The 21,484-nt window shown below is 71.9% G+C and carries 16 protein-coding genes, 1 tRNA gene and 1 pseudogene; 6 read left to right on the plus strand and 12 right to left on the minus strand.

Annotated features, from left to right (window positions below; genetic code table 11):
- The first annotated feature begins 31 nt into the window (after positions 1-31).
- Entirely contained in the window at positions 32-334 is a 303-nt protein-coding gene (locus DEI89_RS06550; protein ID WP_110903249.1) for a hypothetical protein, read from the plus strand.
- Positions 335-421: 87 nt separating this feature from the next.
- On the opposite strand, the gene DEI89_RS06555 is transcribed toward DEI89_RS06550, so the two are convergent.
- The 5 genes from DEI89_RS06555 to DEI89_RS17605 form a co-directional block, all read right to left on the minus strand.
- Complete coding sequence (locus DEI89_RS06555; protein WP_110903250.1) at positions 422-1,654, minus strand: CDP-glycerol glycerophosphotransferase family protein; 1,233 nt, start codon at positions 1,652-1,654, stop codon at positions 422-424.
- Positions 1,655-1,741: 87 nt separating this feature from the next.
- Positions 1,742-2,650, minus strand: a complete 909-nt coding sequence (locus DEI89_RS06560; RefSeq protein ID WP_258368806.1) for a glycosyltransferase family 2 protein — start codon at positions 2,648-2,650, stop codon at positions 1,742-1,744.
- A complete protein-coding gene (locus DEI89_RS06565; protein WP_110903380.1) occupies positions 2,647-3,495 on the minus strand; it encodes a CDP-alcohol phosphatidyltransferase family protein in 849 nt (282 codons plus the stop codon). Before DEI89_RS06565 ends, DEI89_RS06560 begins: the two co-directional genes overlap by 4 nt.
- Positions 3,496-3,500: 5 nt before the next feature.
- Entirely contained in the window at positions 3,501-4,544 is a 1,044-nt protein-coding gene (locus DEI89_RS06570) for a glycosyltransferase family 2 protein (RefSeq protein WP_110903251.1), read from the minus strand.
- 232 nt (positions 4,545-4,776) lie between these two features.
- A complete protein-coding gene (locus tag DEI89_RS17605; protein ID WP_181421530.1) occupies positions 4,777-6,699 on the minus strand; it encodes a S1C family serine protease in 1,923 nt (640 codons plus the stop codon).
- A 221-nt stretch (positions 6,700-6,920) separates the two neighbouring features.
- On the opposite strand from DEI89_RS17605, the gene DEI89_RS06580 reads away from it, so the two are divergent.
- A complete protein-coding gene (locus DEI89_RS06580) occupies positions 6,921-8,123 on the plus strand; it encodes an aminotransferase class I/II-fold pyridoxal phosphate-dependent enzyme (protein ID WP_110903252.1) in 1,203 nt (400 codons plus the stop codon).
- Positions 8,124-8,173: 50 nt separating this feature from the next.
- Here the strand turns inward: DEI89_RS06580 and DEI89_RS06585 are convergent, their stop codons facing one another.
- Together DEI89_RS06585 and DEI89_RS06590 are read right to left on the minus strand one after the other, a co-directional pair.
- Positions 8,174-8,989, minus strand: coding sequence for a carbon-nitrogen hydrolase family protein (locus tag DEI89_RS06585; protein WP_110903253.1), 816 nt, complete (start codon positions 8,987-8,989; stop codon positions 8,174-8,176).
- A 28-nt stretch (positions 8,990-9,017) separates the two neighbouring features.
- Positions 9,018-9,614: a TetR family transcriptional regulator gene (locus DEI89_RS06590; RefSeq protein WP_110903254.1), complete on the minus strand. Its 597-nt coding sequence runs from the start codon at positions 9,612-9,614 to the stop codon at positions 9,018-9,020.
- Positions 9,615-9,713: 99 nt separating this feature from the next.
- On the opposite strand from DEI89_RS06590, the gene DEI89_RS06595 reads away from it, so the two are divergent.
- Positions 9,714-10,832, plus strand: coding sequence for an aldo/keto reductase (locus tag DEI89_RS06595; RefSeq protein ID WP_110903255.1), 1,119 nt, complete (start codon positions 9,714-9,716; stop codon positions 10,830-10,832).
- Here DEI89_RS06595 and DEI89_RS06600 read toward each other — a convergent pair.
- From DEI89_RS06600 to DEI89_RS06610, 3 genes are all read right to left on the minus strand, one after another.
- Positions 10,811-10,887: transfer RNA gene (locus DEI89_RS06600), tRNA-Met, on the minus strand. The two genes, DEI89_RS06595 and DEI89_RS06600, sit on opposite strands and share 22 nt — an antisense overlap.
- 63 nt (positions 10,888-10,950) lie before the next feature.
- Positions 10,951-14,007: a UPF0182 family protein gene (locus tag DEI89_RS06605; RefSeq protein WP_258366127.1), complete on the minus strand. Its 3,057-nt coding sequence runs from the start codon at positions 14,005-14,007 to the stop codon at positions 10,951-10,953.
- A gap of 163 nt (positions 14,008-14,170) precedes the next feature.
- A complete protein-coding gene (locus DEI89_RS06610; RefSeq protein ID WP_258366474.1) occupies positions 14,171-15,280 on the minus strand; it encodes a PDZ domain-containing protein in 1,110 nt (369 codons plus the stop codon).
- A 103-nt stretch (positions 15,281-15,383) separates the two neighbouring features.
- On the opposite strand from DEI89_RS06610, the gene DEI89_RS06615 reads away from it, so the two are divergent.
- Together DEI89_RS06615 and DEI89_RS18040 are read left to right on the plus strand one after the other, a co-directional pair.
- Positions 15,384-16,820, plus strand: coding sequence for a zinc-dependent metalloprotease (locus DEI89_RS06615; RefSeq protein ID WP_110903257.1), 1,437 nt, complete (start codon positions 15,384-15,386; stop codon positions 16,818-16,820).
- Positions 16,821-17,247: 427 nt separating this feature from the next.
- Positions 17,248-17,736: pseudogene (locus DEI89_RS18040) on the plus strand (TOMM precursor leader peptide-binding protein); the annotation flags it as partial.
- On the opposite strand, the gene DEI89_RS06625 reads toward DEI89_RS18040, so the two are convergent.
- Positions 17,687-19,432 (minus strand): ATP-dependent helicase, encoded by a 1,746-nt coding sequence (locus DEI89_RS06625; protein WP_181421531.1) that lies wholly within the window; start codon positions 19,430-19,432, stop codon positions 17,687-17,689. The pseudogene DEI89_RS18040 and the gene DEI89_RS06625 sit on opposite strands and share 50 nt — an antisense overlap.
- Positions 19,429-20,364, minus strand: a complete 936-nt coding sequence (nudC, locus tag DEI89_RS06630; RefSeq protein ID WP_110903259.1) for an NAD(+) diphosphatase — start codon at positions 20,362-20,364, stop codon at positions 19,429-19,431. Before nudC ends, DEI89_RS06625 begins: the two co-directional genes overlap by 4 nt.
- Positions 20,365-20,445: 81 nt before the next feature.
- Here nudC and DEI89_RS06635 point away from each other — a divergent pair, with 81 nt between their 5' ends.
- The gene (locus DEI89_RS06635) at positions 20,446-21,444 is read left to right on the plus strand and encodes a phosphotransferase (RefSeq protein ID WP_110903384.1); all 999 of its coding nucleotides are present in this window, start codon (positions 20,446-20,448) and stop codon (positions 21,442-21,444) included.
- Positions 21,445-21,484 lie beyond the last annotated feature (40 nt).

Raw genomic sequence — 21,484 nt, forward strand, 5'->3', positions numbered from 1 at the left:
GACGTCGGACCCCACCCCTAACGTGCTCCCCATGCACCACCCCACCACCGCCTACCCGGTTCCCTTCTCCATCGACCGATCAGCCGCTCCACGCCGCTACGAACTGGTCAACACCAGTACCGAGACCCTCGACGGGATCTCCCTCACCCACCTCGGCACCGGCTACTCGCCACCGCTCGTCGTCCGACGCCTCGAGCCGGGGCGCGGCCTGTCCCTGGCCGTCTTCGGCGCCGGCGCGGACGAGACCGGTGTCGTCATCGTCCGGTGGCGCCGACCGGACCGCACGGAGTTCCTGTGGCGGATGTCGCTCGCCGGCCCCGGGCTCGCCCCGTGACCGGGTACCCGGCCCGGGGCACCCGAGCACCCGTGCGGCGCCGACACGGGCGACGCCGGCACGGGCGACGCCGCCGCACGCCAGTGGTCAGTCGGCCGATCGGGCGCGCGCGACCTCGTGCCAGCGTGCGACGAGCCGGTCGATCGCGTCGTGGAAACGCGCCGTGGCGACGCCCGGCGTGGTGTCCCCGAAGTACCGCTCCACCCAGTGACGGAGCCGGGCCAGTTCGTCCGCGTCCGTGGCGGCGCGGTCCACTCGCGCCACGACGTCCCCGGCGTCCTCCGCCCGCAGCCAGTTCGCGTCACCCAGGTAGCCGCGCTCGTCGACGTCGGCCTCGGGCGACACCGGTCGGGTGACGATCAGGGGCTTTCCCACGGCCAGGCGGTCGTAGATCATCGCGCTGATGTCGGTGATCGCCACGTCGGCCCCGGCGAGCTGCCAGCCCAGCGTCGGCCCGTCGTCGTACACGTGGTGCGCCGACGGGTCGGCGGCGTTCGCGGCCGTGATGGCGGCGACGATCCGCTGGTGGGCCGCCCGGTAGTCCGCGTCGAGCACACCGCTCCGAGGGTGCGGCCGGTACACCAGCCGGTGTCGTGCCGACGCCAGGACCTGCTCGGCGATCGTCGTGCCGTGGCTGGCGATCGACCCGTAGGCGGCCGCGGGACGGTCGCCCTCCCAGGTCGGTGCGTACAGCACGACGGTGCGGTCGTCCGCCGGGTACGGTGGCTCGCCGGCGAAGTGGTCCGCCTGGGGCCGACCGATCGCGATCGTCCGGGCGTCCAGGTCGTAGTCCCAGAGCGCGTCGGCGAGCCGGTCCCGGGCCGCGTCGCCGGCGATCAGCGCAGCGTCGTAGGCCTTGAACTGGTTCGTCGTCATGTACATCTTGTCGCTCTCGCCGTGGTTGACGAAGACGTGCCACATCCGCCCGTACCGCATCATCTGGAAGTTGCGGGCGTTCTGGTTGACGTAGAGCACCACCTTCGGCGCCTGCTCGGCGACGAAGCGCTCGAGGTCGACCACCTGCCGGGCGTAGACGACGGGGACGGGTGACTCGTCCGCCAACACCAGCATCGCTCCGGGGCTGCGGGACAGGATCGCCACCCCACGGTGCCGGGCCAGTTCGGCGAGCGGGCCGTACCACTGGCGGATCTGGTACATGTTCACCGGGCCGTCGGCGAAGTAGACCGCGATCTCGACGGTCCCCGGTGCCGGCATCGGCATCGAGGGCAACCGACCGGCCAGCTGCGACCGCGTCCGCCGCGACCGCCACAGCCGTTGCGCGAGCCGGATCGCGGTACGGGCGTCCTTGACGATGGCCATGCTGTGCTCCTGGGCGGTGGGTCGGACAGGTCGTTCGGTGCAGTCCGGGACGGACGGGAGGCGCGCCTCCCGTCCGTCCCGACCCTGTCAGACGACGGGTGGGCGGCCGGCCAGCGTCATCCGGCCGATCGTCCGCCAGCCCATCACGTGGACCGGCCCGCAGTCGGTGCGCCACCCCTCGGCGACGCCGCCGAACCAGGTCGCGAGCCGCCGCGGCGACCGCCACCAGCGCAGCACCTGGATCGCGGCCCAGCTGCCGACGTACAGGGGCCGGAGCGCGGCGGGCAGGTTGCGCCGCGCCAGCCACACCCGGTTCCGGGCGTTGAGGCGGACGTACTCGCGGTGACGCGCCGGGTCGATCGCCGGGTGGTTCGCGACGAGCTCACCCGCGTACCAGGTGCGTCGTCCGGCGTCCCAGACCCGCCACGCGAGTTCGATGCCCTCGTGCGCGTAGAAGTACTCGGCTCCCCAACCGCCGACCGCCCGCCAGACGTCCATCGGCAGGACGACGGCGCCCTCCCAGACGGAGAACACCGGTGAGCTCTGCTCCGGGTCGCCCTTCCGGATCCGGGGCACCCAGCGTCGGGGGTTCGCCGACCCGGTCGGGTCGACCACCCGTGGCTGCACCAGCCCGAGCGACGGGTCGTGCTCGAACAGCGCGATGGCGTCGCGGAGGAACATCGGTGACGGGACCGAGGCGTCGTCGTCGAGGAAGAACACGTAGTCACCGTCGACCTCGGCGGCACCGGCGTTCCGGCCAGCGGGGATGCCGAGGTTCTCCGGCAGGGCGAGCGCCCGGACGCCCTCGGGAAGTCCGACCGGCTGCCACCCGTTGCCGACGCAGACCACGTCGAGCTCGACGCCCTGCTGCGCGAGCACGCTCTCGAGGCCCCGGCGCAGGTCCTCGGGTCGGTTGCCCTGTGACAGGCTCACCACGGCGACGCGCGGTCGGTCGCGGTGCGGCACCGCGCCCCGACGGAGCGTGCCGGGCCTCACGCGCGGACCCGCTTCGACGACATGATCGCCAGGAAGTGCCCGGCGGTCGCGAGGACGGCGAGCGGCAGGAGCGCCCCGACCAGGATCCGGTCGGCCAGCGGGTGTCCGATGACGAGCGCCAGCAGGGCGACGACGAACGTGATGATCGTCAGTTCGACCGAGTGGTACAGCCGGTGGAACGGCAGGAAGCGGGCGACGCGGCGGAGCGTCGCGAGCCGGGCGCCCGACGGCGCGGTGACCCCGTCGCGCCGGTCGGCGAGCTTCTCCATGCCGCCGTGCGCACGCGCCACGTGCACCATGTCGTTGAGGGCCTTGTTGAGGACGATGACGAGGCCGAGGGCGCAGCCGATCGTCGTCCACATCCAGTCGGCGCCGTGGATCGGCCACGTCGCCGCCCGGACGCCGAGTGCGATCGGGATGAGCCCCTCGGTCGTGTAGTGCCCGACCTTGTCGAGGAAGATGCCGGCCGGGGAACGGGTCCCGCGCCATCGGGCGACCTCGCCGTCGGAGCAGTCGACGAGCATCTGCAGCTGCCCGAGCACGAGCGCGAGCAGCGCACCCAAGATGCCCGGGATGAGCAGCGCGGCCGCGGTGGACCACCCGACCAGGATCATCAGGCCGGTGACCTGGTTCGCGCTGACCCGGGTGTGCAGCAGCACCGACGTCAGGTACGGCGAGACGTTCCGCAGGTAGAGCGAGGCCGTCCAGTGCTCGGCGTTGGCACGCGCACGGACCTCGTCCGGCTGGGCGACCGCCCGCAGTTCGGCGATCGAGGTCGGGCGGGTGAACCCGCGGGCGTCGCGGGGGTCCGGCTCGCCGCCGTTCCCGAGGTCGTCGTCGGCCATGTCGGTCACCGTCCCGTGTGCGTGGTCAGATCGGAGGTCCGCGTCAGGAACCCGATGATGAAGCCGACACCCCAGCCGACGTGGATGCACGGCAGCACGACGAGCAGCCACGCCCGCGTCGCCGGCACCGATCGCCGCGACACCGCGAGGGCACCGACGACGACGAAGAGCAGGTAGACCGCCGGGATCGCGAACCCGGTCATCGCCCACGCCAGCGGCGAGCCCAGGACCGCCCCGACGACACCGACGAGTCCGGCGACCAGCCCGAGGGCGACGGCCACGACCATCAGCGGCGGGACGAAGTAGCGCAGCCCGTTGCCGGCCGGGAACCGCCGTGCCAGTTCGCCGCGCCAGAGACCGGTGGCCACGAACTGACGCACCAGACGCTTCAGGCTCGGCCGCGGCCGGTAGGTGACGACGAGCTCCGGCGTGAACCAGACCGTGCCGCCCGTGGTCCGGAGGCGCCGGTTGAGCTCCCAGTCCTGCCCGCGCTTGATGCCCTCGTCGAAGAGACCGACCGCGAACAGGCGCTCACGTCGGAACACCCCGAGGTACGCCGTCTCAGCGGGGCCCGCCTGTCCACCGACGTGGTGCGGGGTCCCACCGAGGCCGACGCGGCTGCCGTAGGCGAGGGCCACGGCCTGCTCGAACGGCGTCCGCCCCTCGGCTCGCATGATGCCGCCGACGTTGTCGGCTCCGGACTCCTGCAGGGTCCGGACGGCGATGCGCGTGTAGTCGGGAGGAAGGACACTGTGCGCGTCGACCCGCACCACGATCGGGTGCTCGGAGGCACGGATCGCGACGTTGAGACCGGCGGGCGTCGACCCGACGGGGTTGTCGACCGCCCGGATCCGCGGGTCGGCGGCGCTCATCTCGGCGACGAGTTCGTTCGTGCCGTCGATCGACGGACCCAGGGCCAGGATGACCTCGAACGGCCCGGTGTAGTCCTGGTCGAGCAGGCTGCCCACCGCGGCGCGGACCTCGGTCACCTCGTTGAGGACGGGCATGACGTAGGAGACACCCGGCAGGGCCTGTCCGTCGTGCTGCATGTGATCCTCGGGGTCCGGCGGGCGCGACACGACCCGGTGGGGCCGCCCCGCAGAGCGGACCGAGCCTATCAAGCACCCGCGGCGGGCACCTGGCCGCCCCCTGGACCGAGGCCGCGGAGCCGGTCCCGTCGAGCCGGTCCGGCGGTGCTGCCCGGTCCCGTCCGTGCCCCGGACGGACGGGAGGCCCGCCACCGGACTGGTGGCGGGCCTCCCGTCATGGGATCGGCCGGGGTCACTTCGAGCTGTCGTAGGTCCCCAGCTGGACGTCGGCGGTCCGGGTCTCCCCGTTGCGGACGTAGGTGACCTTCGTCGTGGCACCACCGGCGAAGAAGCGGACCTGGGCCGTGAGGTCCGTCGCGTCGGCGATCGTGGCGTCGCCGAGCTTCGTGACGACGTCGCCCTTCTGCAGCCCGGCGTCGGCGGCCGCACCACCGGAGACGACCGACTTGATGAGGGCGCCGACCTGCGAGGCGTTGGCGTCCTCCGTCGCGTCACCGACCGATGCACCGAGCAGGCCGTGCGTGGCCTTGCCGTTGTCGACGATCTCGGACGCGACGCGCTTCACCAGGTTCGACGGGATCGAGAACCCGACGCCGATGCTGCCCGACTGGGCGCTCGACGAGCTCGAGCTGCCGGCGCTGGCGATGGCGACGTTGATGCCGATCAGCCGCCCCTTGTCGTCGAGCAGCGCACCGCCCGAGTTGCCGGGGTTGATCGACGCGTCGGTCTGGATCACCGGCAGGGACACCGTGGTGCTCGCCGAGGAACTGCTGCCGTTGTCGCCGTTGCCCCAGAAGTCGAACGGGCCGTTGCCGTTGTTGCCCTGGCCCTCGTTCGAGTCGCCGCCCGCGTTCGGGTCGCTCGACGTGACCTGGATGCTGCGGTTCAGGGTCGAGACGATGCCGTCCGTGACGGTGTTCGACAGCCCCAGCGGAGCACCGATCGCCACGGCGGTGTCACCGACGTTGAGCTTCGACGAGTCGGCGAAGTCCATCGGGGTGAGGTCCGGCGCGTCGATCTTGATGACCGCGAGGTCCACCGTCGGATCGGTGCCGACGAGCTTGCCCTTGTAGACGCGGCCGTTCGAGGTCGTCACCGAGATGGTGCCGCTCGAGCTGTCGCCGTCGAGCGTCACCACGTGGGTGTTCGTGACGATGTAGCCGTCCTTGTTCAGGATGACGCCGGAACCGGTGCCGGCTTCGCTGCTCGCCGAGACGTTGATCGTGACGACGGAGGGAGTGGCCTTCGCGGCGACCGCGGTCACGACGGTGGCCGAGTCGTAGTCGTTGACGGTCAGGTTCCCGCCGCTCTGCGAGGTGCCGGAGCCACTCGAGGTGGCGTTGCCGTCGGTGGCCGAGTCGGCGGCCCAGACGATGCCGCCGCCGACGAGCCCGCCGACCAGAGCGATCGCCACGGCAGGCAGGAGGAGCCTGTTGCGGCCGGAACGCTCGCGGGTGGTGGTGCCGGTCGACGCCGGAGCGCCGGAGAAGTAGTGGCCGTTCGCACGCTGCTGGTCCGCGGCGTCACCGAACGAGCTCGTCGCGGAGGAGGGCGCCTGGTCGGACGACGGGGTCGGGGCCGCGGCGCCGGAGTACTCGCCGTAGCGTGGGCGGTCCTGGCCGTACTGGCTCTGCTGTCCGTACTGGCCCTGCTGGCCGTACTGGCCGTACTGGCCGTACTGCGACGTCTGGCCGTACTGACCCTGCTGGCCGTACTGCGACGCGTCGCCGTACTGGCCCTGGCCGTACTGGCCCTGGCCGTACTGCGCGTCCTGGCCGTACTGCGCGTCCTGGCCGTACTGACCCTGCTGCCCGTACTGACCCTGCTGCGAGTACTGGCCGTACTGCCCGTACGTCGCGTCCTGAGCGTCGTAGCCGTTCTGGGCGTCGTGCCCGGCCCGGCCGTACTCGGCGGTCGCCGTGGCGTCGGCGTCCGAGGACGACCCGCCGCCGAAGGTCGGGTACGGGGTCGTGTACTGCTCGGTCGGGTGGTCGGAGGCGACCTCGTGCTCGCCCTCCGCTCCGGGAGTCGTCCCCACCACGTCCGTGTCGTCGGCGTCGCGGTGCCCGTGCTGGCTGCCGTTCGCCTCGTCCGGACCGGTGGTCTCGTCGCGACGGTCGTCGTCGCCGTGCCCGTTGGGCGTGGTGTCGCTCATGCTGGACGTGCTCCTTTCAAGCCCCTGCAGTCTCCACCACCGACCTGGGCGGTCATGATGGCGCACCTGCGAGGTGGCCAAGCCGATCGTATGCGTCCGCTGTGTGCGCGGTCCGCGCAGGAGGCCCGCGGCTCCCGGGCCGGTACGGGGCGGACGCTAGGTTGGTGGCCAGCGTGCGCCGCGCCTCCCGGCCGGTGCCCCGACGTCGAGAGGGGTCGCTCATGCGGCAGACCGGTCCGTGGCTGCGAGCCGCCGAGGGCGCCATGCTCCTGGGAGCCGACGGGGTGCCGGCACCGACCGTCTTCGCCGAGATGAGCGCCCTGGCGGCGGCGACCGGGGCGATCAACCTGGGGCAGGGCTTCCCCGACGAGGACGGTCCGGTCGAGGTGCTGGAGGCCGCGGTCCGCGCGATCCGCACCGGTACGAACCAGTACCCACCGGGCCGTGGCACGCCGGACCTGCGCGCTGCCGTCGCGGAACACCAGGCACGGTGGTACGGCCTGGACGTCGATCCCGACCGGGAGGTCCTGGTCACCGCTGGCGCGACCGAGGCCCTCGCCGCCACCCTGCTCGCCCTGGTCGAGCCCGGCGACGAGGTCATCACCTTCGAGCCGTTCTACGACGCCTACGGTGCCCTCATCCGCCTGGCCGGTGCGACGCACGTCACCGTCCCGCTCCGGGCCCCGGACTTCCTGCCGGACGAGGCGGACCTGCGTGCCGCGTTCTCCGACCGCACCCGCGTCGTCCTCGTGAACACCCCGCACAACCCCACCGGTCGGGTACTGCCGGTCGAGGTCCTCCGCACCGTGGTCGAGCTCGCCGAGCGGTCCGACGCGGTCATCGTCACCGACGAGGTCTACGAGCACCTGACGTTCGCCGGCACGCACGTCCCGCCGGTCACACTCCCCGGGGCACGCGAACGGACCGTGTCGATCTCCAGCGCCGGCAAGACCTTCAACACGACGGGGTGGAAGATCGGCTGGCTCACCGCTCCCCCGGCGCTGGTCCAGGCCATCACGACCGTCAAGCAGTACTTGACGTTCGTCAACGGGGCGCCGTTCCAACCGGCGATCGCCACCGGGCTGCGACTGCCCGACGCGGTGTTCGCCGGCATCGCGGCCGATCTCGGGGCGAAGCAGGAGATCCTGGCCGAGGGCCTCGCCGCCGCCGGCTTCGACGTCCTCCGGCCGGACGCCGGCTACTTCGTCATCGCGGACGCGGCACCCCTCGGGTACGACGACGCCCGGGCGCTCTGCCTGGAGCTCCCGGGGATCGCCGGCGTCGTCGGTGTGCCCGTGTCCGCGTTCGTCCGGCCCGACCACGTCGACGGGTACCGGTCCCTCATCCGGTTCGCCTTCTGCAAGCGGCGCTCGGTGCTCGAGGAGGCCGTAGCCCGGCTGGCGGGGCTCCCGGCGGCTGTCTGAGCGCCTCCCGGCGACCCGTCGGCGGCGGTCGCCCGGCTGCGCTGTCGCCCTCAGCCCCGCGCGCGCACGTCGTACCGGCGGAGTGACAGGGACGGGTTGACGGTCCGCACGCGCTCGGTGACCGCGGTGTCGACGGTCGTGACCAGCAGCCCGGGCTCGGCCCCGAGCGCGGCGACGGCGGTGCCGGTGGGGTCGAGTGCGACCGATCCCCCGACGCCGACGGGCGGCGCCTGCCCGACGCCGAGCACCCACACCGTGTTCTCGATCGCCCGCGCCGTGAGCAGCGTCCGCCAGTGGTGCTCCTTGCCCGGCCCGCGCACCCACTCCGCCGGGACGACCACCACGTCGGCAGCACCGTGCTCTGGCGTCGCCAGGCGGCGCGTGACCTCGGGGAAGCGCAGGTCGTAGCAGGTCTCCAGCCCGACCCGGACGCCGTCGAACGTGAACACCGGCAGCTGCTCCGGGTCGCCGGGCTCGATGTGGTCGGACTCGCGGGAGCCGAAGGCGTCGTAGAGGTGCACCTTCCGGTACGTGCTGACGAGCGAACCGTCCGGAGCGATCGCCACGAGGGTGTTGCGGAAGCGGTCCGCGGTCTCCCCCGCCTCGGCGACGCCGACCACGAGCGCGATCCCGGTGCTGCGCGCGATCCGGCGGAGTCCCGTCACGAAGGGACCGTCGAGTGGTTGGGCTGCCGCGACGAACCGGTCGTCGATCTCCGGGGTGAAGTACGACGTGTACTCGGGGGTGACCAGGAGCCGCGCGCCGCGCGCCACCGCGTCGATCGCGGCCGCCCGCACGGTCTCGAGGTTCGCCGCGGGGTCGTCCACGGGGGCGAACTGGGCTGCCGCGATCGTCAGGGTCGTCACGGTGTCAGGGTAACCGCACGTCGGCCCGTCAGCACCGGACGTCGAGGACGTCGAACGAACGCCGCAGGATCGCGACCACGTCGTCGTCGCCCGTTGCCCAGGTCGTGATCGACACGTCGAAGCACGCGAGCGCCGCCTGCACGATCGTCCGCGCACGCAGGTCGGTGTCCGTCCCGCGGAGACGATCGGCGACCAGTGGTGTGAGCGCCTCGGCCCACGCCTGGTGCTTCTCCAGGTTCCGCGCACGGAGCGACGGTGTGCTCGTCATCACCCGGACGGAACGACGTCCGGTCTCCGGGTCGTCGCCGCCGTGCACGAGCATCGTCGCGAAGGACTCGCGCAGGGCCGTCCAGACGGGCTCCTCGTCCGGCTGGTCCCGGAACGCCGCGGCGAGGGCGTCTCGGTGCCGTGCCGGATCGCCGATGACCGCGTCCTCCTTCGCCGGGAAGTACCGGTGGAAGCTCCGAGCCGAGATCCCTGCCTCGGCCGCCACCTGCTCGACGGTGACCCGGTCGAAGCCGTCCGCGTCGAAGCGGGCGATGGCCACCGCGGCGATGCGCGCCCGGACGGCGTCGCGCGTGATGTCGCGCAGCACGTTCCGCGTCGGCGTCGTCGTCTCGCTCATGGTGCGAGTCTACCGCGATGACAGGATGAGCCGCACTTGACACTCTCTGCCAGGATCGGCGTAGTCTGCCAACAGACATCCACTCGAGAGGAGAACGACATGCAGCAACGCACACTCGGACGACAGGGCCTCGTCGTCAGCGCGATCGGCTACGGCGCGATGGGGACGACCTTCGCGTACGGGCCCGGCGACGACACCGAGTCGATCACCGCGATCCGGCACGCCCACGAACTCGGTGTGACCCACTTCGACACCGCGGAGCTCTACGGGTGGGGAACGGGCGAACGCCTGCTCGGCGCCGCCCTCGCACCGATCCGCGACGAGGTCACCATCGCGACGAAGTTCGGCTTCACGCCCGACACCTTCGCCCCGAACTCGCAGCTCGACCACATCCGGCAGGTCGTCGACGCGAGCCTGCGCAACCTCGGTACCGACTCGATCGACGTGCTCTACCAGCACGTGCATGACCCCCGGGTACCGATCGAGGACGTCGTCGGAGTCATGCAGGAGTTCGTGCAGGCCGGCAAGGTCCGTTACCTCGGGCTGTCGAACACGGACGCGGGCAACATCCGCCGGGCACACTCGGTGCATCCGATCTCCGTGCTGCAGACGGAGTACTCGGTCTTCGCCCGCGAGTCCGAGGAGCTGTTCCCCGTCGTGGACGAGCTCGGCATCGGCCTCGTCGCCTACTCACCCCTGGCGCGCGGCTTCCTCAGCGGAGCCGTGCAGCCGCGGAGCGCGTACGCGGCGGACGACATCCGGCAGTGGCTGGAGTGGTGGGCACCCGAGCACTGGGACGCCAACACCGCGGTCGTCGACGGCCTGACCGAGCTCGCCGACGAGAAGGGCATCTCGCTTTCCCAGCTCGCGCTCGCGTGGATCCTCGCGCAACGCGACGACATCGTGCCCATCCCAGGGTCGCGCAACCCGCGGCGCGTCGCGGAGAACGTCGCCGCCGCCGAGGTGGCCCTGTCCGCGGACGAGCTCGCGAGCATCGACGTCCTCGGACACGGCGTCCGTGGCGCACGGCGCCACGAGCTGAAGAACAGCGCGAGTCCGCGACTCGGCCCGGTGGCGGACGGGAGGCCCGGTGCCAGCTGGCACCGGGCCTCCCGGACAGCGAACGCGGCCAGCCAAGTCCGCCGTGAACGCGAAGAAGCCCCGGTCCGTGAGGACCGGGGCTTCTCGTGTCGCGTTGGTTGCGGGGGCAGGATTTGAACCTACGACCTCTGGGTTATGAGCCCAGCGAGCTACCGAACTGCTCCACCCCGCGGCACATGGAAAACACTACACGGACCCGAGCGGGGTGCCAAATCGAGCACCCCGCTCGGCGTGTTCACCCCTGCGGGGCGCTGCTGCCCTCCGCGGCGATGGCGGCCTCGATGGCCTCCTGCAGCTGCTTGTCGGCCTCGGCCGCCGCGACCAGGTCGTTGTCGGCGTACGCCTGCTCGCGAGCCCGGAGTGCCTTGTCGGCGTCGGAGAGGGCCTGCTGCACGTCGGGGTCCGTGCTGCCCGCGGACGAACCGCCCGTGGCGCCACCCGTCGCACCGCCGGTGGAGCTGCCGCCGGTCGAGCTGCCACCGGTGGACGTGCCCGACCCGGTGTCCGCCGAGTCCGAACCGGAACCGGATGCGGCACCGGAGTCGCCCGCGGCCGCCCCGGAGTTGCCGCCGAAGAGCTCGTCGAGTGCCTGGTCGAGGGTGTCCTCGAACGCGATCTTGTCGCCGAAGGCCACCAGGACCTTCTGCAGCAGCGGGTACGAACCACTCGAGGTGGACTGCACGTACACCGGCTGGACGTACAGGAAGCCGCCGCCCACCGGCAGGGTCAGCAGGTTGCCCTGCTTCACCGTGCTGTTCCCGCGCTTCAGGATGTTGAGCTCCTGCGACACGGTCGGGTCCGAGTTGAACAGGTTCTGCACCTGGGACGGTCCGGGGATGCTGTCGGTCTTCGGGATCGTCAGCAGCGTCAGCTTGCCGTAGCCCTTGCCCTTCTTGCCCTTGCCCGCCCCACTGGCGTCCGACCCGACGGCCAGGTAGCCGGTCAGGACGTTCCGGGCGTTCGACGACGAGTTCTGCTTCGGGATGTACGTGCTGTAGAGCGAGTACGCCGTGCCGGAGCCGGGGACCTTCATCGTCAGGTAGTACGGGTCCTGCTGATCCGGGTTCGTCGCGGTGGTCTGCGTCCCGAGCGCGTTCGTCGTGGTCGTGTTCGTCCCCGAGCCGGAGCCGGCCGAGTCGGAGTCACCCGCGCTCGTCGACGTCGAGGTCGGGTCGACCGGGGTCGTCCACGCGTCGTCGCCCGAGTAGAACGAGTTGGCGTTGGTGACGTGGTAGGTGCCGAGGATGCTGCGCTGGACCTTGAAGAGGTCCGTCGGGTAGCGGACGTGCGACAGCAGGTCGGCGCTCATCGAGGAGACCGGCTGCAGCGACGTCGGGAAGATCTTCTGCCAGGTCTTCAGCACCGGATCGGTGGTGTCCCAGGCGTAGAGCGTGACCTTGCCCGTGTACGCGTCGACCGTGGCCTTGACCGAGTTCCGGATGTAGTTCACCTGGTCGGTGCGGAAGCTGCCGGTGTCGGTGCCGTTGATGCTGTCCGTCATGCTCTGGCTCTGCGAGTACGGGTACGCGTTGCTCGTGGTGTACCCGTCGACGACCCACTGGATGCGGTTGTCGACGATCGCCGGGTAGGCGTCCTTGTCGAGCTTCAGGTAGGGCGCGACCTTGCCGACGCGCTGCACCGGGTCACGGTCGTAGAGGATCTGCGAGTCCGCGTTCACGGCGTTCGAGAGCAGGATCTGCTCGGACTGGAACTTGGCTGCGTAGACCAGACGGTTGAAGAAGTTGCCGATCGTCGGACCACCGTCGGCCGCGTAGGTCGTGGTGGCGTTGCCGTCGTTGTCGTCCGATCCGGACGGGTAGTCCAGCTCGACGTCCTTGGTGCCCTTCGGCGCCCCGACGATCGAGTACGCGGGCGAGTTCTCACCGAAGTACACGCGCGGCTGGTACTTGCCGAGGTCGCCGCCGGCGGGGATGCCCGACTCGATGAAGACCGGCTTGCCGTCGCTGGCACGCTGGTTGCCGTACGCCGCGACGACGCCGTAGCCGTGGGTGTAGACGAACGTGCGGTTGTACTGCGTCGCCGACGAGCCGAGCCCGTCGAGGTCGATGTCACGGACGGCCAGGACGGTGTCCTCGGTCTTCCCGTCGACCTGGTAGCGGTCGACGTCCAGCTGGTCCGGGAACTGGTAGTACTGCCGGTACTGCTGCAGCTGGCTGTACGTGTCAGCGACGATCTTCGGGTCGATGATGCGGATGTTCGCGGTGGTCTGGGCGTCCTCCGAGAGCGCACCCGACGTCGCCGTGGTGGTCGCGTCGTAGTCGCGTTCCTTGACACCCGCGACGTCGTAGGCGTCCCTGGTGGCGTCGATGTTCCGTTGGATGAACGCCGACTCGAACGACCGCTCACTCGGTGCGACCTGGAGGCGCTGGACGATCCACGGGTAGATGCCGCCGATGACGATCGCCGCGACCAGGAGCAGGCCGGTACCGACGATCGAGATGCGCCAGCGGCCGATGACCGCCGTCACGATGAACAGGATCGCCACGATCGCGGCGATGCCGGCCATGATCTCGCGACCCGGGATGGTCGCGTTCACCTCGGTGTACTGCGCACCGGTGATCAGCGAGTTGTCCTTGGTCAACGCGGCGTACTGGTCGAGCCACAGGCTGGCTGCCTGCAGGGCGATGTAGACGCCTGCCGTGACAGCGAGCTGGACACGGGCGGCACGCGAGATCCGGACCTCGCGGCCACCGAAGCGGAGCGCCCCGTACAGGTACGTGGCGGCCAGGGCGGCGAGCCCGGCGATCAGGACGACCGCGGACGAGTACGCCACGACGGCACGCCAGAACGGCAGCTCGAAGACGTAGAAGCCGATGTCGAGACCGAACTGCGGGTCCGTCTTGCCGAAGGGCGTGCGGTTGAAGTACTCCAGCACCATGCTCCAGCGCGGGGCCGTCGCGAGACCGGCGAAGACGCCGAGCACCGCGGGGATGCCGAGCATGACGACGCGGCGCAGCGGTTCGATGACCTGCTGGTAGCGGTCGAGCTGCGAGTTGAGCTTCGCGTAGACCGGACGGAACCGGAAGGCGAGCGTGATGCTCAGCCACACCGGGACCGCCATGCCCAGGAACCCGGCGACGAACATCGCCGTCCCGGCGAGCCACCTGGTGGTCAGGACCCGCTCGAACCCGAGCTGCGTGAACCACGCGTAGTCGGTGTAGAGGCTGGCGAAGATGAAGAAGCCGATCACCAGTGCGGCCAGCACGATGATCGTGACCACGATCGGGACTCGCGGCGAGCGCCGTCCCGCGGTGGTCGAGGGGTTCGTCACTTGTTGTGCTCCAGACGTGTCGGACCGGCGGCGCCGGCAGGCCGAGCCGTCAGTGCTGACGATCCTATTCGCCCCGGCCGACAGTGAACCTGTGCCGCGTCTCAGGAAGTCGCCACGTTCCTCCCGTCCGGCCGGGAGGCCCGTCCCCCGTCCGACCGGGCGCTCAGGTCGTGCAGCGCTCCAGACCGGCGGTGCTGCGGCCGGCGGCGATCGTCTGCAGGTCGGTGACGGCCTGGTCGAGGGTGGAGACGGCGTAGACGTCGAGGCCCGCCGGCACGTGTCCGACGACCTCGTCGCAGTTCGTCTTCGGCGCGAGGAACACGGTGGCGCCGGCCGCTTCGGCACCGTAGAGCTTCTGGCGGATCCCGCCGATGGGCCCGACCTCGCCGTCGGCCGTGATCGTGCCGGTGCCCGCCACGTGTCGGCCGCCGTTGAGCTTGCCCGGCGTGATCTCGTCGATGATCCCGAGCGCGAACATCATGCCGGCCGAGGGGCCGCCGACGTCCTGGAGCTCGATGTCGACGTCGAAGGGGAAGTCGTAGTGCTCGACGACCCCGACGCCGATGAGCGCCGTGCCCTGCTCGGAGCGGGGCGTCAGCGAGAGCTCGCGGGTCGCGCCGTCACGCTCGACCGTGACCGTCGCGGGCGACGAGGTGCCGTGCTCCGCGACGAGCTCGCGCAGCGTCGTCGCGTCGGCGTTGGTGCGGAGGGACTTCCCGTCGAAGGCGGTGACGACGTCCCCGGTCCGGACCACACCCTCGGCAGCGGAGCCGTCCTGGATGCTGCCGACCTCGAGCTCGGTCGGGATCCGGTACCCCTGGTGGATCAGGGCGGCGGCGACGGCGGACTGCTGCGAGTTCGTCATGTCTGCGGCGTCCTGCTTGTTGACCTGGTCGGTCGAGGTGCCGGGCGGGTAGATCGCGCTGGCCGGCACGACCGCCTGCGACTTCGTGAACAGTGCGCGGACGACGCTGGTCCACGAGGGCCGCTCGGTCGCGGTGCCCTGCACGCTCACCGTGAGCATGTCGAGCGCCCCGGAGGTCGGGTACGTGCGGTGTCCGTCGACCTGGATGAGTTCGACGTCCTTCGCGTCCTTGCCGGTCCCCTGCCGCTGGGTGCCGATCGTGTTGAACACCGGGCCGGGCATCTCGATGACGTACGGGCTCGGCAGCACGCTCGCGACCAGACCCAGCACGACGGCTCCGGCGACGAAGACCCACCCGACCGTCCGCGATCGCGAACGACGACGGGGAGCGGGGGCGAAGAGGGTCACGCAGGGTCCTTCCGGAGGCTGTTCGCCCACGGCGCAGCCGTCCGGGCGGATGCCCGGGCCGGTCACAGGTCCGGGCCCGCGGGCAGCGGTTAGCGTAGTCGGCATGCCTGATGAACCGCAGCCGGGGCCGGACGACGACTTCCAGGAGATGCTCCGCAAGCTCCTGTCCGGCGAGGGGCAGATCGACCCGTCGCAGCTCGCCGGTGCCGCCGGCCTGCCGAACGACCCCGCCGCCGTCGCCGAACTGATGAGCCAACTCCAGCGTGCCGCGCAGACCGGGTCGGACGGCATCGACTTCACGGTGACGGCCGACCGTGCCGCCACCATCGCACGGGAGGGCGCCGAGCCGCTCGACCCCGCGACCGCCCAGGCGTCGGCTCAGGCGTTCCAGGTCGCCGCCCTCTGGCTCGACGAGGTCACCACGGTGGCGGAGCTGACCGCCACGCCGAGCGTCTACACCCGCGAGCAGTGGGCGAAGGCGACGGCCCCGGTGTGGTCGCAGATCGCCGAACCCGTCGCATCGAGCATCGCGACCGCCCTCACCGAGGCCATCGACCAGCGCGCGCCGGAGGAGCTCAAGGCGATGCTCGGCGACGTCTCGAAGGCGATGCGCGGTGTCGGTGGAGCGCTCTTCGCGATCCAGCTCGGCCAGGTGGTCGGACAGCTCGCGAAAGAGGTCGTGTCCGGCGGCGACGTCGGCGTGCCGCTGCTCGACGAACAGGTCGCCGCCCTGGTGCCGCAGAACGTCGCCGAGTTCGCCGACGGGCTCGACGTCCCGGTCGACGAGGTCCGCATCTACCTGGCGGTGCGCGAGCTCGCACACGCCCGGCTGTTCCGCTCGGCCCGCTGGCTCCGCCTGCACATCATCTCGTCGATCACCGAGTACGCGAAGGGCGTCCACATCCCGTTCGACCGGGTCGAGGAATCGCTGTCCGGCATCGACCCGACCGACCAGGAGCAGCTGCGTGACGCGCTGGCCTCCGGAGCGCTCATCCCGCCGCGGACGCCCGAGCAGGACGCCGCCCTCGCCCGGCTCGAGACGATGCTCGCCCTGGTCGAGGGCTGGGTCGACACCGTCACGGCCGCCGCCACCGCGCGTCTCCCCCGCGCCGGTGCGATCGCGGAGATGGTCCGGCGCCGCCGTGCCGCGGGTGGTCCCGCAGAGTCGGCGTTCGCCACGCTGGTCGGCCTGGAGCTCCGCCCCCGCCGACTGCGCGAGGCCGCCGCGATGTGGCAGCGCGTGACCGACGAGCTCGGCGCCGACCAGCGCGACGCGCTCTGGGCCGCGTTCGACCTGGTGCCCGGCTCGGACGACATCGACGCGCCGGAGTCGCTCGTCGCCCGGCTGCGGGATCCGTCGCAGTCCGCCGAGGACGACGCGTTCGACCGTGCGCTCGAGGACCTGCTCAACGACGCGACCGACGATCGTCCGCACGAGGACGAGGCGGGCGGGATCGACGAGACCGGCGAGGACGGCAGCGCCGGTGGCCAGGCTGACGGCCCGACCGGCGGCCCGGTCGGCGGCCCGCAGCAGCAGTAGTCGTCCCGGACGGGAGGCGCGTCCCGCCTCCCGTCCACACTCGCCGGTCCGCCGGGGGTTCTCCACAGATCGCGCTGCCCGCCGCCGCCGGAGTCCGTGGTGCGCCAGCGTTGACGACATGGGCATCCGCATCGATCCGTCGCTCGAGTTCGTGTGGCGCGACCCGTGCACCGTGCAGCTCGGGGTCGACCCGCCGCGCGCAGTGGTGCCGGTCCCGACCACGGCCGAGGAACGGTTCCTCTGCGCGCTGCGACGCGAGACCGCCCGTGACGTGATGGCGGGGCTCGCTCGGAGCGTCGGGTGCGCACCGGCCGCCGCCGCACGCGTCCTGGGTGACGCTGCCGCCGCGGTCGTCGACATGCTGCCGGAACCCCTCGCCCGGGTCGAGGTCGCCGGGGCCGGTCCCCTCGCGGACGAACTCGACCGGATGCTCACCGGGGACGGCGTGACCGTCGTCCGGACCCTCACACCGCGGGGCGGGCCGGTGCCCGAGCCGGACCCGCCTCCGGCGCTGGCGGTCCTCGTCGCCGACCACGTCACCGATCCGACGGTCCGCGCGGCCTGGACCCGGCGCTCGGTGCCGCACCTGCCGGTCGTGGTCGGGGACGGCCGGGTGCGCGTCGGGCCGTTCCTGGTGCCGGGAGCCGGCCCGTGCCTCCAGTGCGTGGAGCTCGAGCGCACCGATGCGGACCCCGCGTGGCCGGCGATCGCGGCGCAGGTGTGGGGGCGGCCGGCGGCGGCGCTGTCACCGTGGCGCGCGGCGACCGTCGCGGCGACGGTGACCCGTTCGGTCCTCGACCGACTCCCCCTGGTGGTGCAGCGGCCGGACGCCGAGCAGCTGGTGTTCGACCGGACTGACCTGTCGGTCACGCGCCGGTGGGTCGCTCCGCATCCGCGGTGTGCGTGCCGATCGTTGCCAGGAACCGACTCGCCACCCGGGGTCCGCCCCGTGACGAGCCCTGCGCCGACCACGTCATGGTCAGGGAACGACGAGCACGGGTGATGCCGACGTAGAACAGACGACGCTCTTCGTCGATGCCGTCGTCGGTGGTGGCGTAGGAGATGGGCAGCAACCCCTCGGCGACGCCGGCGAGCACCACGTGCGGCCACTCCAGGCCCTTCGACGAGTGCAACGTCGCGAGCGTGACGGCGTCGAGCTCCGGCTCGTGGTGGGTGGCCGCGCGGTCGACCAGGTCGGCGGTGAACTGCTGCATGGTCGTGCCGGCGGGCGCTGCCTCGGCGAGCTGCATGATCGCCTGCAGGGCCTCCCACTGCTCACGGACCGCTCCGGTGCCCTCGGGCGGGGTGCGGGTCCAGCCGCTGATCTGCAGGACGAGCTCGACGCGTCGCAGCAGCTCGTCGTCGGTCTGCCGGACCGCCTCGCCGCGCATGTGGTGCACCGCGAGCTTGACCTCCGGCCGGTCGAAGAAGCGTTTGCCGCCCTGCACCCGGTACGGGATCCCGTTGCGGGCGAGCGCCGACTCGATCGCGGCGGACTGTGCGCCGACGCGGAACAGCACCGCACAGTCGCCGTACGCGGCACCGCCGGCCACCAGTTCGGCGATCCGGCGGGCGATGGTCGCCGCCTCGTCGCCGTCGTGCACGCAGGGCAGCACGACCGGGTCGGGTCCGGGCGTGGTCTCCTGCGCGACGAGGTCCAGCGCTCCCGGCTGCCCGCGCATCAGGGCGTTCGCGGCGTGCACGACCTCCCGAGTGGACCGGTAGTTCCGCTCGAGCCGGAGGACGGATGCGCGCGGGAACTCCGACCCGAAGCCGAGCAGGTAGCGGCTCGACGCTCCCGTGAACGAGTAGATCGTCTGGCTGGCGTCCCCGACGACGCACAGGTCGTCCCGACCGCCGAGCCAGGCCCGGAGCAGGTCGTGCTGCACGGGCGAGACGTCCTGGTACTCGTCCACCACGAAGAACCGGTACTGCTGCCGGACGTAGGACGCCACCCGGGGCTCGGACTCCACCATGCCGAGGGTCAGCAGGAGCACGTCCTCGAAGTCCATCTGTCGGCGGTCGTCCTTGAGCCGCTCGTAGGCGCGCATCAGGTCGACGACCCGCGACGGCGAGGTGTCCCGTGGCATGGTGCGCTCGGGTGCGGCCGCTTCGTACTCGTCGTAGGTGAGCCGCTGCACCTTCCGCCACTCGACCTCGCCGGCCAGGTCCCGCAGCGTCGGGGTGTCGACCCGTAGACCGATCGTGTCGGCCGCGTGCGCGATCACCCGGCCCTTCGACTCCACGAGTCCGGGGGCGTGGCCGCCGACGGTGTCCGGCCAGAAGTACCCGAGCTGCGACATCGCCGCCGCGTGGAACGTCCGGGCCTGCACGGCTCCGGCGCCCAGGGCACGCAGCCGGGAGCGCAGTTCACCGGCCGCGCGGGTGGTGAAGGTCAGGGCCAGGACGTGGTTCGGCGAGTAGGTGCCGGTCGCGACGCCGTACGCGATCCGGTGGGTGATCGCTCGGGTCTTGCCCGTGCCGGCGCCGGCCAGGACCGCGACCGGCCCGAGGAGCGTCCGGGCGACGGTGCGCTGATCCGCGTCGAGCGCGGCGAGCAGGGCGTCCGGCGACGGGGTCGTCGGGTCGGCGGGACCGGCTGCGAGGGTCACGGCAGGTCGAGCGGCCCGCCGTACCACTCCTCGATGATCACGCGGGCGATGGAGGTCCGGCCGGGCAGCAGGACGGTCTTCCCGGCCTGGTCGCGGATCTCGTCCCGCGAGAACCAGCGGACGTCGATGATCTCCACCCCGTCGGGGCGGGCGGTGGACGGGTCGCCGTCGACCGCCCGGGCACGGAACCCGACCATGAGCGACGCGGGGAACGGCCACGGCTGCGAGCCGAGGTACTCGGGCTCCTCGATGCTGACGCCGGCCTCTTCGAAGACCTCGCGGCGGACGGCGTCCTCGAGGGACTCCCCCGGCTCGACGAACCCGGCGAGCAACGAGTACCGGTTCGCGTCCCAGGCGGCGTTCGAGCCGAGCAGGATCCGGTCCTGCCCGTCGGTGATCCCGACGATGATCGCGGCATCGGTGCGGGGGAAGTGCTGGTGGCCCTCGGGGTCACGGCGGACCCAGCCGCCCACGGTGGACTCGGTCGGCGAACCGGTGCGCGGCGAGAACCCGTGCACGGCGTGCCAGTTCGCCATCGCGACGGCCTCGACCGCCAGACCCTGGTCGCGGGCGGAGAGTTCGGTGCCGAACATGCGGAGGTTCTCCCACACGTCGGTGTCCGGTTCGATCCGGGCGGCCGCCGCGTCGTCGACGAGCGCCGCGACGAAGCGGGTGCCCGCCGGGGCGTCCGGGGCATCGCTGACCGCACGACCGAGGTACAGCAGGGTGGCGTCGTCCGGCACCTGGTCGGCGTCGACGAACCGCAGCGTGCCGTCGGCGTTCCGCAGCATCGCGCCGCCGTGGACGGGCAGGAAGCGCGTGGTCGGGTCGGCGCGCAGCACCCGCTCGAGGTCGCGCGTGGAACGGTGCTCTGCGTCGCGGTCGAGCTCGTTGCGGGCGAGCGGCAGCCGGGCGGCGAACTCCACGGTCACACGGATCTCCTGGTGGTCGACACGTCCCGGGTCAGCGTGGCGCGCACCGATCGGATGCGCCGCGGACCTACCCTGTTGGGCATGGCGGGATCGCAGTTCACTCTAGCCGCGTTGGCGACCACGGCCGTGCCCGGACTGGTCCTGACCGGCACACGCACGCTCGGCTCGGTGGCCGGTGGCGACTACGAGTCGGCCGTCGTCCGCGACGTCGACGGACGGTCCTCGGCGATCCGCCGGCCCCGGAACCAGCGGGCTGAAGCGCGTCAGTCCGCCGACCTCGTCGCGATCCGCGCCCTGAGCGCCGGGATCCGCACGCGCCTCCCGTTCGCCGTCCCGGAGTACCGCGGCCAGGCACCCATCGGGTCGACCCGAGCCATCCTGACCTCCTACGTCGAGGGCGAGCACCCCGCGCTCCGTGACCTGACCGACCGGCCCGAGCTCGCCACCAGCGTCGGCCGGGCGATCGCCGCACTGCACGTCCTGCCGACGAGCTTCGTCACCGACGCCGGCCTACCGTCCCTCACCCCCTTCGAGGTGCTGCGGTCCGCGGTGTCCGTGATGGACCGCGCCGTCGCGACGAAGCTGGTGCCGGACGCGCTCCGGGAACGCTGGGAGGGCGCCGCCCGTGACCAGCAGCTGTGGCAGTTCACGCCCACGGTCGTGCACGGGTCGCTCGGCCTCGACTCGATCCTGGTCCGCGGCGACGACGTCACCGGGGTCCTCGGCTGGGGCGAGCTGCGTCTCGGCGACCCGGCGAAGGACCTGGCGTGGGTGCTCGCCGGACGCCGTGAGGCGTTCGACACCGTCCTCAGCGCCTACACCGCCGGTGGCGGCGGCCGTGACCGGCAGCTCGGGCAGCGTGCTCGCGTGCACCACGAACTCGAGACGGCGCAGTGGCTGCTGCACGGTGTGCAGGTCAAGAGCACCGAGGTCGTCGACGACGCCGTCGCGATGATGCACCGCCTCGCCGAGGCCGTGCACGCCCCGTCCGCCGCGCCGCTGCAGGCGGTGTCGCCGGAGACGATGGAGATCGGCGAGGTCGAGCAGCTGCTCTCGTCCACCGAGCGCCGCCACAGCTGACGCGGCGGGCGCAGGTCCGGCCCGTGGGACGGCCGGGAGG

It is taken from the genome of Curtobacterium sp. MCBD17_030 (assembly GCF_003224255.1).
Taxonomy (GTDB): Bacteria; Actinomycetota; Actinomycetes; order Actinomycetales; family Microbacteriaceae; genus Curtobacterium.

What these genes read in the sequence shown, in the direction of transcription:
- DEI89_RS06550 (WP_110903249.1), top strand. Translation starts at nt 32, where the DNA reads ATGCACCACCCCACCACCGCCTACCCGGTTCCCTTCTCCATCGACCGA.
- DEI89_RS06555 (WP_110903250.1), bottom strand. Translation starts at nt 1,654, where the DNA reads ATGGCCATCGTCAAGGACGCCCGTACCGCGATCCGGCTCGCGCAACGG.
- DEI89_RS06565 (WP_110903380.1), bottom strand. Translation starts at nt 3,495, where the DNA reads ATGGCCGACGACGACCTCGGGAACGGCGGCGAGCCGGACCCCCGCGAC.
- DEI89_RS06570 (WP_110903251.1), bottom strand. Translation starts at nt 4,544, where the DNA reads ATGCAGCACGACGGACAGGCCCTGCCGGGTGTCTCCTACGTCATGCCC.
- DEI89_RS17605 (WP_181421530.1), bottom strand. Translation starts at nt 6,699, where the DNA reads ATGAGCGACACCACGCCCAACGGGCACGGCGACGACGACCGTCGCGAC.
- DEI89_RS06580 (WP_110903252.1), top strand. Translation starts at nt 6,921, where the DNA reads ATGCGGCAGACCGGTCCGTGGCTGCGAGCCGCCGAGGGCGCCATGCTC.
- DEI89_RS06590 (WP_110903254.1), bottom strand. Translation starts at nt 9,614, where the DNA reads ATGAGCGAGACGACGACGCCGACGCGGAACGTGCTGCGCGACATCACG.
- DEI89_RS06595 (WP_110903255.1), top strand. Translation starts at nt 9,714, where the DNA reads ATGCAGCAACGCACACTCGGACGACAGGGCCTCGTCGTCAGCGCGATC.
- DEI89_RS06615 (WP_110903257.1), top strand. Translation starts at nt 15,384, where the DNA reads ATGCCTGATGAACCGCAGCCGGGGCCGGACGACGACTTCCAGGAGATG.
- DEI89_RS06635 (WP_110903384.1), top strand. Translation starts at nt 20,446, where the DNA reads ATGGCGGGATCGCAGTTCACTCTAGCCGCGTTGGCGACCACGGCCGTG.